The sequence below is a fragment of the Pseudomonas sp. GQ91 genome (genome assembly GCF_059758795.1).
Map to the genome: position 1 here is coordinate 271992 of NZ_JCAXED010000004.1, position 12560 is coordinate 284551.

At 60.4% G+C, this 12560-nt stretch carries 12 protein-coding genes; 7 read left to right on the forward strand and 5 right to left on the reverse strand.

The window, feature by feature from the left end; all coding sequences use genetic code 11:
- Positions 1 to 663, reverse strand: a complete 663-nt coding sequence (locus AC6CIA_RS08140; RefSeq protein ID WP_498311423.1) for an amino acid ABC transporter permease — start codon at positions 661 to 663, stop codon at positions 1 to 3.
- A 52-nt stretch (positions 664 to 715) separates the two neighbouring features.
- Positions 716 to 1564: a transporter substrate-binding protein gene (locus AC6CIA_RS08145; RefSeq protein WP_498311424.1), complete on the reverse strand. Its 849-nt coding sequence runs from the start codon at positions 1562 to 1564 to the stop codon at positions 716 to 718.
- Positions 1565 to 1914: 350 nt separating this feature from the next.
- Between AC6CIA_RS08145 and AC6CIA_RS08150 the strand changes: the two genes are divergently transcribed.
- Positions 1915 to 2277 carry a thioredoxin family protein gene (locus AC6CIA_RS08150; RefSeq protein ID WP_498311425.1) on the forward strand — a complete coding sequence of 121 codons (363 nt, stop codon included), beginning with the start codon at positions 1915 to 1917 and terminating at the stop codon, positions 2275 to 2277.
- A gap of 16 nt (positions 2278 to 2293) precedes the next feature.
- Here AC6CIA_RS08150 and AC6CIA_RS08155 read toward each other — a convergent pair whose 3' ends face one another.
- From AC6CIA_RS08155 to rpiB, 3 genes are all read right to left on the reverse strand, one after another.
- A complete protein-coding gene (locus AC6CIA_RS08155) occupies positions 2294 to 3856 on the reverse strand; it encodes a TerC family protein (RefSeq protein ID WP_498311426.1) in 1563 nt (520 codons plus the stop codon).
- A gap of 269 nt (positions 3857 to 4125) precedes the next feature.
- Complete coding sequence (locus AC6CIA_RS08160) at positions 4126 to 5106, reverse strand: sugar-binding transcriptional regulator (RefSeq protein ID WP_084378823.1); 981 nt, start codon at positions 5104 to 5106, stop codon at positions 4126 to 4128.
- A 63-nt stretch (positions 5107 to 5169) separates the two neighbouring features.
- Positions 5170 to 5631: a ribose 5-phosphate isomerase B gene (gene rpiB / locus AC6CIA_RS08165; RefSeq protein ID WP_084378824.1), complete on the reverse strand. Its 462-nt coding sequence runs from the start codon at positions 5629 to 5631 to the stop codon at positions 5170 to 5172.
- Between the two features lie 274 nt (positions 5632 to 5905).
- Here rpiB and AC6CIA_RS08170 point away from each other — a divergent pair, with 274 nt between their 5' ends.
- The 6 genes from AC6CIA_RS08170 to AC6CIA_RS08195 all read left to right on the forward strand — a co-directional run bounded on the left by AC6CIA_RS08170 (position 5906) and on the right by AC6CIA_RS08195 (position 12558).
- Positions 5906 to 7393 carry a sugar ABC transporter ATP-binding protein gene (locus AC6CIA_RS08170; RefSeq protein ID WP_498311427.1) on the forward strand — a complete coding sequence of 496 codons (1488 nt, stop codon included), beginning with the start codon at positions 5906 to 5908 and terminating at the stop codon, positions 7391 to 7393.
- Entirely contained in the window at positions 7390 to 8394 is a 1005-nt protein-coding gene (locus AC6CIA_RS08175) for an ABC transporter permease (protein WP_084378826.1), read from the forward strand. The genes AC6CIA_RS08170 and AC6CIA_RS08175 overlap by 4 nt, the downstream gene beginning before the upstream one ends.
- Positions 8395 to 8449: 55 nt before the next feature.
- A complete protein-coding gene (locus tag AC6CIA_RS08180; RefSeq protein ID WP_339532319.1) occupies positions 8450 to 9460 on the forward strand; it encodes a substrate-binding domain-containing protein in 1011 nt (336 codons plus the stop codon).
- Positions 9461 to 9612: 152 nt separating this feature from the next.
- Positions 9613 to 10368 (forward strand): SDR family oxidoreductase, encoded by a 756-nt coding sequence (locus tag AC6CIA_RS08185; RefSeq protein WP_498311428.1) that lies wholly within the window; start codon positions 9613 to 9615, stop codon positions 10366 to 10368.
- Positions 10369 to 10394: 26 nt separating this feature from the next.
- Complete coding sequence (locus AC6CIA_RS08190) at positions 10395 to 11510, forward strand: MDR/zinc-dependent alcohol dehydrogenase-like family protein (RefSeq protein ID WP_498311429.1); 1116 nt, start codon at positions 10395 to 10397, stop codon at positions 11508 to 11510.
- Positions 11511 to 11556: 46 nt separating this feature from the next.
- Positions 11557 to 12558, forward strand: a complete 1002-nt coding sequence (locus AC6CIA_RS08195; RefSeq protein WP_498311430.1) for a dihydroxyacetone kinase subunit DhaK — start codon at positions 11557 to 11559, stop codon at positions 12556 to 12558.
- The last annotated feature ends 2 nt before the right edge of the window (positions 12559 to 12560 follow it).

Consider the following 12560-nt stretch of genomic DNA (forward strand, 5'->3'; position numbering starts at 1 on the left):
TTAACGACGGATCGCCAAACGTTGTTCCAGGTAGCGGAGCAACAGCGCGATGAGGTAACAGGCAGCCACATAGAGCGCCGTCGTGACCAGCCAGGTTTCAATCACCCGATAGCTTTCGACGTTGATCTTGCGGGCGTAATAGGTCAGCTCCGGCACCGCAATCGCGGCCGCCAGGGAGGTGTCCTTGAACAGCGAGATGAAGTTGTTCGAGAGCGCCGGCAACACGTTGCGCAGCATGACCGGGACCGTGATGTAGGCACGAATCCGCCACTCGCCCAGGCCAATCGCCAAGCCCGCTTCACGCAAGCCCTTGGGAATGTTCAACAGGCCCGCGCGGAACACTTCGGTCAGGTAGGCACCGGCGTACAGCGACAGGGTGATGATGAACGAGGGAACCTTGTCCAGGCGAATGCCCAGGCCGGGCAAGGCGAAGTAGATCAACAGGATCAGCACCAGAATCGGCGTATTGCGCACCACTGTCACATACACCGAGGCGAGGATACGCAGCGCACGGTGCCTGGACAGCATCGCAAAGGCCATCAACAGGCCGATCACACAGCCGATGGCGATCGACAGCAATGCCAGTTGAAGCCCCAGGCCGAGCCCCGCCAGCAAGGTGTCGAAATCGCGCCAGACAGCGGCAAAGTTCAACTGATAGTTCATGGTCGGCAGCACCTGATTCGAGGCGCCTGCAGCGACGCCTCAGGTTGATACATCACTTGAATTCAACCGGGAAACCAATCGCCGGTTCAGGCAGGTCCACGCCGAACCATTGCTTGAACGAGGCTTTGTAGGTCGGGAATTCAACGCCGGTCATGGCTTCATGCAGGGCGGTATTGACGAAGTTCAGCCAGTCCTGATCGCCACGCTTGACGGCACACGCGTAGGTTTGCGGGCTCCAGGCATAGGCCGGGCTGCGGTAGCGCCCCGGGTTCTGCACCATCAGGTACTTGACCGAAGACTGATCGGTGGCGGCAGCGTCGGCGCGACCGGAATTCACTGCCTGGTACATCAGGTCGACACTGTCGTACTGGTCGACCTTGGCCTTGGGCAGCGCCTGGTGGACCAACTCTTCGGCGTAGACGTTTTGCAGCACCGCGACGGTCACGTCGTCACCTGCCGCTTGCAGGTCTTCGATTTCCTTGTACTTGCTGTTGGCCGGCAGCAGCAGGCCAACCCCTTCGCGGTAGTACGGCAAAGTAAACGCTACCTGCTGCGCCCGGCTGGCAGTCACGGTAATGAACTGGCAGCTCATGTCGACCTTGTCGGTCAGCAGGTTGGGAATGCGCGCATCGGAAGACTGCACCACAAACTCGACCTTGCTTGGGTCGTTGAACAACCCTTTAGCCACGACCCGGCCGATGTCGATATCAAAACCTTGCAACTTGCCATCCGCTCCCTGGAAGTGCCACGGCGCATTGGTACTGCCTGTACCCACGATCAGGTGCCCACGCTTGAGCACATCATCGAGCTTGCTGTCCGCCGCCTGCACGACGCTGGCGAGGGATGCTGATGCGGCGAAGAGAAAAACACACGCTTTAAACACGGAAGGTCGGTGATGCATGACAAGCACTCCAGAGGTTGTGTATTCCGCTATACCGGAACATGGTATGTAACAACGGAATAGACAGCAGAAAGTGTGCCACAGCCAGTCGCAAGAAAATATTGTTGGTGGGAATTTATTGAAAATCAGTCAGATACAGGCGCTTTCAGGAAGCGACCTGGCCTCAGCACCAGCAGCTGCATTGCTACCGTCGACCTCAATCGGGGGTGACAGGCCACATTCCGGTGCGCATGGGTACTCACAGTGCTCCCAATCGACGCTGTACCTGTGAACTCTGACAGTAGACCCGCTCGCCAGCCTGACTTAGCGTGGCTCAGAAGGTTGTGGGATTTTTAGCAAAGGAGATTGCCATGGGCCTGATCAACACCGTGCTTGAGGACGCGACAGCCTATAAAAAGGCGCTGGAGACACGGCGTACGGTATTCATGCTGTTTGTATCACCACACTGCCCGGCGTGCGGCGCCGCCAAACCGTTATTCAGCAAAGTGGCCGCTCGCTATCGCCGGCAGGCGGCTTTTTACCTGCTCGATACTACTCAGACGCCGCGCCACCCCGAGGTGACCGGCACGCCGACGCTGCTGATTTTGAAGAACGGCAAGCTGGTCGAACGACTCAAGGGGTTCGGCTCCTGGGAAACCCAGGAGCAGACCTTGAACAGAACCTTCGCACGGCACACGCGGCGCGTACCGACCAAGCGCGCAAAGCGAACTTGACCGCTGGCCCCTTGACTCAGGCAGCGGCCACCGGCACCAGCAGCACCTGGGTGACCCGGCGCTCCTCCACCGCCGCAACCGTCAGCCGCCAGCCCTCGTGTTCCAGGCTGTCACCCACCACGGGCAAGCGGTCCAACAGGCTCATGACCAGGCCGGCGAGGGTCTGGTAGTCCTCGGTAGCGACCGCCTTGAAACCGGTGCGCTGCCGAATCAGGTTCAGGTTCAACGCGCCATTGGCACGGAATCCGCCCTGCTCTTCGACAATATCCGGCCCTTCGACTTCGCTGGCATCCGGCAACTCACCGGCAATCGACTCAAGAATGTCGGTCATGCTCAACACCCCCATGAAATCGCCGAATTCGTTGATCACGAAAGCAATGTGCGTGGATTCCTGGCGCATCTGCTCCAGGGCATTGAGAATCGAAAAACTCTCCAGCAGGTTGATCGCCCGGCGCGCCAAGTGCTCCAGGTTCGGCTCGTTGCCCGCCAGGTACTCCTTGAGCAACTCTTTTTTGTGGACAAAACCCAAGGGCTCATCCACCGCGCCATTACGGATCAATGGCAAGCGCGAATAGGACGAGTGCATCAGTTTCAGGCGAATCGTCTCGGGATCGTCAGCCAGGTCGATAGAGTCGACGTTGGCGCGCGGCGTCATCAGGGTGCGGATCGGCCGCTCGGCCAGTTGCAACACGCCGCTGATCATTACCCGCTCACGCCGATCAAACAGCGGTCCTTGATTGCCATCCGCCTCACCCAACAGATCGGCAACCTCTTCGCCGACCTCTTCCACCGCCAGGCTGCGTCCACCCAACAGGCGCATCACCGCATGAGCGGTGCGCTCCCGGACTGGCCGCAGCCCTTGCGCCGATTTCTTGCGTCGGGCCCGGGCGATCTGGTTGAACACCTCGATCAGGATCGAAAAACCAATGGCCGCGTACAGGTAGCCCTTCGGAATATGGAAACCCAGGCCTTCGGCGGTCAGGGCAAACCCGATCATCATCAAGAAGCCCAGGCACAGCATGATCACCGTCGGGTGCGCATTGACGAAGCGGGTCAGCGGCTTGCTGGCCACGATCATCAGGCCGATGGAAATGATCACCGCGATCATCATCACTGCCAGCTCGTCCACCATGCCGACCGCGGTAATCACCGCATCGAGGGAGAACACCGCATCCAACACCACGATCTGCGCCACAATCGGCCAGAACAGTGCGTAGCCGGCGTTGCCGGAGCGCTGGGAAACATGCCCTTCCAAGCGTTCATGCAACTCCATGGTGGCCTTGAACAACAGGAACACACCCCCGAACAGCATGATCAGGTCGCGCCCGGAGAAGCTCTTGTCGAACACCTCGAACAACGGTTGGGTCAGGGTCACCAACCAGGAAATACTCGCCAACAGGCCCAGGCGCATCAGCAGCGCCAGGGACAGACCGATCAACCGCGCGCGGTCGCGCTGTTCCGGTGGCAGTTTGTCCGCCAGGATCGCAATAAACACCAGGTTATCAATGCCCAGCACCAGTTCCAGCACAATCAAGGTCAACAGGCCGAGCCAGGCCGTTGGATCCGCTATCCATTCCATATAAATGTCTCTGTCTCTTTATTGATTTGCAGAATGCCGGGCACGGCAAAGTGCGGTCAGGCGACCGGGGCAAGTCAGCGTTCGGAATACGGGATGTTTCAGCGGGAACAGCGGCAGCGAGGGTCTTGGGGAAAGACGACTGGGAGGCTCCGAGAGGGTGTTCATGCAAGTCCTGCAATGACAAAAGGACTTGAATCCTACAACTGAAAGCTAAATCCCTTACAACGCAAAACTATTACAAGATCTGTCTCCATTACCCCCGCGGTCCTTCAGCTTTTACGAGTCGCGTCGTCCAGCGCCAGGATGGTGTGGGCGTTGGTGACGGTGGTCGCCAGCGTATTGATCACTCCCGAACGCAGCGCTCCCAGGGTCGCCGCCGCCTTGGTGTTCTCGCTGGCAATCGCCACCACATCCGGAATACGAAACAACTCCTGCACCGTCAATCCGATCACACGGCCCTGAATGGCATTGACCGCGGGTTGGCCGTGGATGTCGATAAAGTCGTAGCCCATCATGTCACCCACGGTCCCGGAGAGGCGCGCCTGGGCGATTTCCTGAGGCGAGAACCAGCCCATGCGCACCATATTGCTGTTCTCGCTCATATCGCCAATACCGATCAAGGCCAGGTCCGCGCGGCGCGCGCGGTCCAGGGTCGAGCGCACCGTATCGTTGCTGATCAGCACACTGCGCAGCTCCGGGTTGGCCACCAGCGCCGGCGCATACAAGCTTTCACTTTCACCGCCAAAGCGCAGGGCCAGGCGTCGGCAGATGTGGTCGGGATTCATGTATTCACCGGCCTTGAGTGAACCGCCGATAGCGCACACAAACGTGCAATTGCGGGTCACCGGCAAAAACACGTTATCCGCCACCGCGCCGACGTTGCGCCCCATGCCCACCGCGACGATCATGCCGTCGCTCAAGGTTTTGTTCAGGTAGTTGGCCACCAGGCTCGCGACCGCCGAGCGCTGGGTATCGGGATCACTGTGATCGACCGCGATCAAGGCGCGATCCAGCTGGAAACGCTCGACCAGCGCCTGTTCCAGCTCATTGTTCATCGCTGGATGTTGCAGCACCCGCACCTCGACGATCCCTTCGTCCCGCGCGCGCTTGAGCAGCCGGCTGACTTTGGCCCGGGACAGGTCAAAGCGCTTGGCAATGGCTTCCTGAGTGACATTCTCAAGGTAATAGAGCATCGCCACTTCGGTCATCAGATCGATATCGCTGGCGATGCGCTGGGTACTGTCACTCATGGGCACGGGCTTCCGTTTCGGCGTCAAAGGCGCATTCTCCCGACTCTTGCCCCATCACGTCCACTACTGATGCCCATCGCGCTCAATGGCATTGATCCGCTCGACCTTGGCCCCGGAACGCGCCACTTCGAACTCCGACGCGAGGAACGCGGTGACGATGCTTTTGGCCAGTTCCGCACCGACCACCCGCGCGCCTATGGACAGGATCTGCGCATCATTGCTTTTGCGCGCGCGCTCAGCCGAATAGGTGTCATGGGCCTGGGCCGCGCGAATCCCCAACACTTTGTTGGCCGAAATCGCCATGCCGATCCCGGTACCACACACCAGCACGCCCAGACGCTGCTGCCCGGCATTAATGGCCGTAGCCACCGCCAGCGCAATGTCCGGATAAAGCACCGGCGCCGTGGAATGGGTACCGAAGTCAGTCACCGGGTAACCCAGGGCCTCGATGTGGCGCTTCAACAGCTCCTTGAGTTCATAACCCGCTTCATCGCACCCGATAGCTACCGGGAAAGGTGTGTTCATGGCATTAGGCTCCGCTGCCGTAGTGAAAACTCAGACTGATCATATGATCACATATTGAAATTATTCTCAGGCATTTCTCAGATATTAAACGCTCCCTGTCAAGCAAGTTTTAACTGACTCACCGGTCAAAGCCCTTTATCAGGGGCACGCTTGCGAAAATGAGCGCGCCTTTAACTTTAAAGTGAAAGAGATTGACTGATCAGAATTTCATTTGATACACATATGATCACACGACCGCAGACCTAATAAGAATTCACAGCACGAGGACACGCCAATGGCCACGCCATTACTGCTCCAGGCTGAACATGTCGCCAAGGCCTACGCCGGCATCCCCGCCCTGCGCGACGGCCGCCTCTCGCTGCGAGCCGGCAGCGTGCACGCCCTGTGCGGTGGCAACGGCGCAGGCAAATCCACCTTCCTCAGTATCTTGATGGGCATCACTCAACGAGATGCTGGCAGCATTCTGCTCAACGGCACGCCGGTGCAGTTCAATCGCCCGAGCGAAGCGTTGGCGGCAGGGATTGCGATGATCACCCAGGAGCTGGAGCCGATCCCCTACATGACCGTCGCCGAGAACATCTGGCTGGGCCGCGAGCCGCGCCGCGCCGGTTGCATCGTCGACAGCAAGGCACTCTATTCGCGCACTCGCGAACTGCTGGAAAACCTGGAGTTCGACGTCGACGCCAGCCTCCCCATGCACCGTTTGAGCGTGGCGCAGATTCAACTGGTGGAGATCGCCAAGGCGTTCAGCCATGACTGTCAGATCATGATCATGGACGAGCCGACCTCGGCCATCGGCGAGCGCGAAGCCGAAACCTTGTTCAAGGCCATCCGTCGCCTCACAGCCCGCGGCGCCGGCATCGTGTATGTGTCCCATCGCCTCAGCGAACTGGCGCAGATTGCCGACGACTACAGCATCTTTCGTGACGGCGCCTTCGTCGAAAGCGGGCGCATGGCCGATATCGACCACGCCCATCTGGTACGCGGCATCGTTGGCCAGGAATTGACGCGCATCGACCACAAGGTCGGTCGAGAATGCACCACCGATTACTGCCTCGATGTTAACGGCCTGAGCCGTGCCGGCGAGTTCCAGGACGTCAGCCTGCAACTGCGCCAGGGCGAAATCCTCGGCATTTATGGCTTGATGGGGTCGGGGCGCAGCGAATTTCTCAACTGCGTCTACGGCCTGACCACCCCGGACTCCGGCAGCATGACGCTGCAAGGCAAGCCAATGCCCATCGGCGAGCCCAAGGCAAGCATCCGCGCCGGCATGTCACTGGTCACCGAAGACCGCAAGGAAAGCGGCCTGGTGCTCAGCGCCAGCATTCTTTCGAACATCGCACTGTCGGCCTACAAACAACTGTCGAGTTGGTCGCTGATCAATGCCCGCAAGGAAAACCAGCTGGCCCAGGACATGGTCAAGCGCCTGCAGATCAAAACCACCTCGCTGGACCTGCCAGTGGCCTCCATGAGCGGCGGCAACCAACAGAAAGTCGTGCTCGCCAAATGCCTGTCGACCCAACCGATCTGCCTGCTGTGCGATGAACCTACCCGCGGCATCGATGAAGGCGCCAAGCAAGAGATCTACCACCTGCTGGACCAATTCGTGCGCGCCGGCGGCGCGGCCATCGTGGTGTCGTCGGAAGCGCCGGAGCTGCTGCACCTGAGCGACCGCATCGCGGTATTCAAAGGCGGCAGGCTGGTGACCATCAGCAGCGATACCGCCCTTTCCCAGGAAGCCTTGTTGAGTCTTGCCTCATGAATGCCAAAACCCTGTCTACGCCAAAAACCGCCACCCCACCCACCTCGCCTGTCGCTGCCGCCCCGCGCAGCCGTCTGCGCCTGTCCCTCGACCGCTTTGGCCTGCCGCTGGTGTTTATCCTGCTGTGCGTGGTGATGGCGTTTTCCAGCGAGTACTTCATGACCTGGCGCAACTGGATGGACATCCTGCGCCAGACCTCCATCAACGGCATCCTCGCCGTGGGCATGACCTATGTGATCCTGACCAAGGGCATCGATCTCTCGGTCGGCTCGATCCTGGCCTTCGCCGGCCTGTGCAGCGCGCTGGTGGTCACTCAAGGCCACGGTTTGCTGGCAGCCGTCAGCGCGGGAATGTTTGCCGGCGCCATGCTGGGGATGGTCAATGGCTTTATGGTCGCGAACCTGTCAATCCCACCGTTTGTCGCGACCCTGGGCATGCTCAGCATCGCCCGTGGCATGACCTTCATTCTCAACGACGGCAGCCCGGTCACCGACCTGCCCGACGCCTATCTCGCGCTGGGTATCGGCAAGCTCGGGCCGATTGGCGTACCGGTGATCATCTTCGCGGTGGTCGCGCTGATTTTCTGGATGGTGCTGCGCTACACCACGTACGGACGCTACATCTACGCGGTAGGCGGCAACGAGAAGAGCGCCCGCACCTCCGGGATCGGCGTGCGCAAGGTGACGTTCTCGGTGTACGTGGTCTCCGGGTTGCTGGCCGGCCTCGCGGGCGTGGTGCTGGCGGCACGCACCACCTCCGCCCTGCCCCAGGCCGGCATGTCTTATGAACTGGATGCGATTGCCGCCGTGGTGATTGGCGGCACCAGCCTGTCCGGTGGTACCGGCAGCATCGTCGGCACCTTGTTCGGCGCGCTGCTGATCGGGGTCATCAACAACGGCCTGAACCTGCTCGGCGTGTCCTCTTATTACCAGCAGGTCGCCAAGGGCCTGATCATCGTGCTCGCGGTGTTGATTGACGTGTGGCGCAAGAAAAAACGCTAGTCGCTTTTCCTCTGAAACGAACTGAACGACCACAACAATAAACGGAGTTCTCATCATGAAATTCGCTACATCCTTTGCCGCTGTCGCGGCCCTTACCCTGCTCGCCAGCAGCGTCACCCTGGCCGCCGAAGGCAAGCCTTACAAGATCGGCGCCGCCGTCTACGGGCTCAAGGGGCAATTCATGCAGAACTGGGTCCGCGAGCTCAAGGAGCACCCGGCGGTCAAGGACGGCAGCGTGCAAATCACCGTGTTCGACGGTAATTACGACGCGCTGACCCAGAACAACCAGATCGAAACCATGATCACCCAGCGCTTCGACGCGATCCTGTTCGTGCCCATCGATACCAAGGCCGGCATCGGCACCGTGAAACGCGCCATGGCCGAAGACATTCCGGTGATCGCCTCCAACGCCAAGCTGGCGGACCCAAAAGTGCCCTATGTGGGCAACGATGATGTCGAGGGCGGTCGCCTCCAGGCGCAGGCCATGGTCGACAAGCTCAAGGGCAAGGGCAACGTTGCGATCATTCAGGGGCCGATCGGCCAGTCAGCCCAGATCGACCGGGAACGCGGCGAGATGGAAGTGCTGAAAAAACACCCCGGCATCAAGATCATCGAGATGAAGACCGCCAACTGGTCCCGCGCCGAAGCCCTGTCCCTGACCGAGGATTGGCTCAATGCTCACCCCAATGGCGGCATCTCGGGCATCATCGCGCAAAACGACGACATGGCACTCGGCGCCCTGCAAGCGGTGAAATCCCGTGGCTTGACGCCTGCCGAAGTCCCGGTGACCTCCATCGACGGCATGCCGGATGCGATCCAGGCCGCGAAGAAAAATGAAGTCACCACCTTCCTGCAAGACGCCCAGGCTCAATCCCAGGGCGCCCTCGACGTCGCCCTGCGCCAACTGGCCGGCAAGGACTACAAGCCTCGCTCGGTGATCTGGGAGCGGTATGCGAAGGACGTGAAATGGGCTGACGGTACCGCCAACAGCTACATCCTGCCGTGGGTACCGGTGACCAACGCGAATGCGGATGCGCTGTATCAACAGGTCATCGGCGGCAAGTAACGGTTCCAACCTGTAAATGCACTCCAAATGTGTGCGGGCTTGCTCGCGATAGCAGTCGAACAGCCAACTGATCTGCCATCTGACACACCGTTTCGCGAGCAAGCCTGCTCCCACATTTGGTCGCCACTGTTTTTGAAAAGGGAGTCAACCCAATGTCTGGATTCTGGAATCAGGCCTTCGACCTCACCGGCCGCTGCGCGGTGATCACCGGCGGGGCCGCCGGAATTGGCCTGGCCTGCGCCAGCTTGCTGGCGGAACGCGGCGCGCGTGTCGCCCTGCTCGACCGTGATCCCGCCGTGGTCGACGTCGCGGCCAGCCTCGGCACCGGACATATCGGCATCGCCGTTGACCTGCGCCAGCTCGATCAGCTGCAAAGCAGCGTCGACTACGTGTTCGATCACTTCAAACGCCTGGATTACCTGGTCAACAGCGCCGGCGTGGTGGTGCTGGAAAAGGCCATCGATGTCAGCGAAAACGCCTGGGACACCACCTTGGATATCAACCTCAAGGCCAGCTTTTTCGTGGCCCAGGCCTGCGCCCGGCATATGTTGGCCCAGGGCAGCGGGCGCATCGTCAACCTCGCCTCCCAGGCCGCCGTTATCGGCCTGGATCGCCATGTCGCCTACTGCGCGAGCAAGGCGGCGATTGTCGGCATGACCAAAGTGCTCGCCATGGAGTGGGCGCCGCACATCAACGTCAACGCCATCTCCCCCACCATCGTTGAAACCGCCTTGGGTAAAAAAGCCTGGGCCGGCGAGGCAGGCGAACGCGCCAAGTTGCAGATCCCGGCGGGCCGCTTCGCCCAGCCGGACGAAATTGCCGGACTGGCGCTGTACCTGCTCAGTGACGCCGCAAAGATGATCACCGGCGAAAACGTGGTGATCGACGGCGGTTACAGCATTCAGTAATTCACCTTTTGTCGTGAGGGCCCGTCATGTCCAGCGCTACCGAACGCACTACCGAACAACTCAATCCGCTCATCCCCAAAACCATGCAGGCCGTGGTCTGCCATGGCCCGGAAGACTATCGCCTGGAAACCGTTGACGTACCGACGCCCGGCCCCGACGAAATCCTCACCAAAGTCGAGCTGTGCGGCATTTGCATGGGTGATATCAAGACTTATCGTGGCGCGCCCTCGTTCTGGGGCGACGCCGAGCAGCCCCGCTACGTCAAGCCACCGATGATTCCCGGCCACGAGTTCGTCTGCCGCGTGGTTGCCCTCGGCCCTGGCGCCGAAAAGCGCGGGGTGAAGATCGGTGATCGGGTAATCTCCGAGCAGATCGTACCCTGCTGGGGTTGCCGCTTCTGCAACCATGGCCAGTACTGGATGTGCCAGAAACACGATCTCTACGGCTTCCAGAACAACGTGCAGGGCGCCATGGCCCAATACATGATCTTCACCAAGGAAGGCATCATCCATCAGGTGCCGGACGCCATCGCCCCGGACGAAGCGATCCTGATCGAACCCCTGGCCTGCTCACTGCACGCCGCCGAGCGGGCGAATGTCGATTTCGATGACGTGGTGGTGGTTGCTGGGGCCGGCACCCTCGGGCTTGGGATCATCGGGGCGGTACGCATGCGCAACCCGAAACGACTGATCGTCCTCGACATGAAACCCGAGCGCGCGGAACTGGCGTTGCGCATGGGCGCCGACGAAGTGTGGAACCCGGCCGAAGTCGATGTGCTGGCGAAGATCCGTGCGATCACCGACGGTTATGGGTGCGACATTTATATCGAAGCCACCGGGCACCACAAGGCGGTGAACCAGGGTTTGGCCATGCTGCGCAAGCTCGGGCGTTTTGTCGAATTCAGCGTCTTCAACGACGAAGCCACTGTCGATTGGTCCATCATCGGCGACCGCAAGGAACTGGATGTTCTCGGCTCGCACCTGGGCCCGTACATGTACCCCAGGGCCATCGACTTTATCGCCAAGCGCAAGATCGACATGCGCGACGTGGTGACCCACACGTTTGCCTTGGCGGATTTCAAGGAGGCGTTTGCGGTGATGGAACGCGGGGACAAGTCGCTCAAAGTCGTCCTCGAACCTTGATGTGTCCAACATCCCCACTCAAAACAAGAACACAGGAACCCGCGTTATGAATCGAGTGATAAACGATCCGGATCAAGTGGTCGAGGACATGCTGCGCGGCATTCTGGTCGCACACCCCGAGCTGCGTCAAAGCGATACCAATCCACGGGTCATCAGCAAAGCCAAGCCTTCCCGTCGGGGCCAGGTGGGCATCGTGACCGGCGGCGGATCCGGTCATGAACCGGCCTTCCTCGGTTATGTCGGGCCCGGCCTGGTGGATGCGGTAGCCGTTGGCGAAATTTTCTCTTCGCCGACCGCCAAGAGTTTTTTCGACGCCTTCCGCGCCGCCGATCACGGTGCCGGCGTGGCCTGTCTGTACGGCAACTATGCCGGCGACAATATGAACGTGAAGCTGGCGATGAAAATGGCTGCCAGCAAGGACATGCAGATCCGTACCGTGGTCGCCAACGATGACGTGGCTTCGGCACCCAAGGCCGATATCGCCAAGCGTCGTGGCGTGGCCGGGGAGATCTTCATGTGGAAAGTCGGGGGGGCCGCCGCCGCACAGCACTACGACCTGGACGGAGTGATCCGGGTGGCCCAGAAAGCCGTCGATCATTGTCGCTCCATCGGCGTCGGCCTCACACCCTGCACCATTGCCGCGGTGGGCAAGCCGAACTTCCAGATCCCGGACGGCCAGATGGAGTTGGGCATCGGCCACCACGGCGAACCGGGAATCGAAGTAATCCCCATCGAATCCGCTGCCGCCATGGCCGAGCGCATGCTGGCGCCGATTCTCGCCGACCGCGACTTCAGCCAGGACGACAGCGTGGTGGTGCTGGTTTCAGGCTTGGGAGCGACGCCGGTGATGGAGCTGTACATCTTCTACGCGGAAGTCGAGCGCCAGCTCAAGACAAAGGGACTGAAGATTCATCGCTGTTATGTCGGCAACTACTTCACCTCCCTGGAAATGATGGGCGTCACCCTGACCCTGCTGGGCCTGGACGCCGAACTGAAGACCCTGATCGACCAACCCTGCCGCGCCATCGGCATGACCCAGGAGGACTGACC

Bases quoted from the DNA above. Each gene is read 5' to 3' on its own strand.
- AC6CIA_RS08140 (WP_498311423.1), bottom strand. From the start codon at position 663: ATGAACTATCAGTTGAACTTTGCCGCTGTCTGGCGCGATTTCGACACC.
- AC6CIA_RS08145 (WP_498311424.1), bottom strand. From the start codon at position 1,564: ATGCATCACCGACCTTCCGTGTTTAAAGCGTGTGTTTTTCTCTTCGCC.
- AC6CIA_RS08150 (WP_498311425.1), top strand. From the start codon at position 1,915: ATGGGCCTGATCAACACCGTGCTTGAGGACGCGACAGCCTATAAAAAG.
- AC6CIA_RS08155 (WP_498311426.1), bottom strand. From the start codon at position 3,856: ATGGAATGGATAGCGGATCCAACGGCCTGGCTCGGCCTGTTGACCTTG.
- AC6CIA_RS08160 (WP_084378823.1), bottom strand. From the start codon at position 5,106: ATGAGTGACAGTACCCAGCGCATCGCCAGCGATATCGATCTGATGACC.
- rpiB (WP_084378824.1), bottom strand. From the start codon at position 5,631: ATGAACACACCTTTCCCGGTAGCTATCGGGTGCGATGAAGCGGGTTAT.
- AC6CIA_RS08170 (WP_498311427.1), top strand. From the start codon at position 5,906: ATGGCCACGCCATTACTGCTCCAGGCTGAACATGTCGCCAAGGCCTAC.
- AC6CIA_RS08175 (WP_084378826.1), top strand. From the start codon at position 7,390: ATGAATGCCAAAACCCTGTCTACGCCAAAAACCGCCACCCCACCCACC.
- AC6CIA_RS08180 (WP_339532319.1), top strand. From the start codon at position 8,450: ATGAAATTCGCTACATCCTTTGCCGCTGTCGCGGCCCTTACCCTGCTC.
- AC6CIA_RS08185 (WP_498311428.1), top strand. From the start codon at position 9,613: ATGTCTGGATTCTGGAATCAGGCCTTCGACCTCACCGGCCGCTGCGCG.
- AC6CIA_RS08190 (WP_498311429.1), top strand. From the start codon at position 10,395: ATGTCCAGCGCTACCGAACGCACTACCGAACAACTCAATCCGCTCATC.
- AC6CIA_RS08195 (WP_498311430.1), top strand. From the start codon at position 11,557: ATGAATCGAGTGATAAACGATCCGGATCAAGTGGTCGAGGACATGCTG.